2 protein-coding genes are annotated in these 432 nt (G+C 61.6%); one reads left to right on the forward strand and one right to left on the reverse strand.

Annotated elements, in window-relative coordinates; genetic code table 11:
- Nucleotides 1-228: transposase (locus AACY52_RS31710; protein WP_339561612.1), on the reverse strand; the 228-nt coding region annotated here is incomplete at its 3' end.
- On the opposite strand from AACY52_RS31710, the gene AACY52_RS32530 reads away from it, so the two are divergent.
- Nucleotides 136-432: DUF1622 domain-containing protein (locus tag AACY52_RS32530; protein ID WP_370468094.1), on the forward strand; the 297-nt coding region annotated here is incomplete at its 3' end. The two genes, AACY52_RS31710 and AACY52_RS32530, sit on opposite strands and share 93 nt — an antisense overlap.

Below are 432 nucleotides of genomic sequence, written 5' to 3' on the forward strand. Positions count from 1 at the left end.
GTCCAGCATCGCATCGGCCAGAAGCTTCTTGAGCCGGCCGTTCTCGTCCTCGAGCGCCTTCAGCCGCTTCGCCTCGCTGACGTCCATGCCGCCATACTTGGCCTTCCATTTGTAGATGCTGGCGTTGCTCACGCCATGCTTGCGGCACAGATCGGCGACCGCAACCCCGGCCTCCTGTTCCTTCAATATTCCGATGATCTGGTCTTCGGTGAACCTGTTGCGCTTCATCTCTGGTCCTTGTCGTGGGGCCAGAGTCTACTTCACACTGGATCAAGCCAAGGGGGCAACGTCAACATCGTCAAGACGATCGCCATCGAGCTCACCTTCACCAGTCTCGGCCTGCTGGGCGGCCTCGTTCTGGTCCGGACCTTTCTGAGCTGGACGCTGGCGCTCGAGATCGAGGGGTGCTGGCCCTGGCAGCGGGACCGTGCG

Source organism: Pseudomonas sp. EA_65y_Pfl1_P113, from assembly GCF_963970525.1.
In the GTDB taxonomy this organism is placed as follows: domain Bacteria; phylum Pseudomonadota; class Gammaproteobacteria; order Pseudomonadales; family Pseudomonadaceae; genus Aquipseudomonas; species Aquipseudomonas tritici.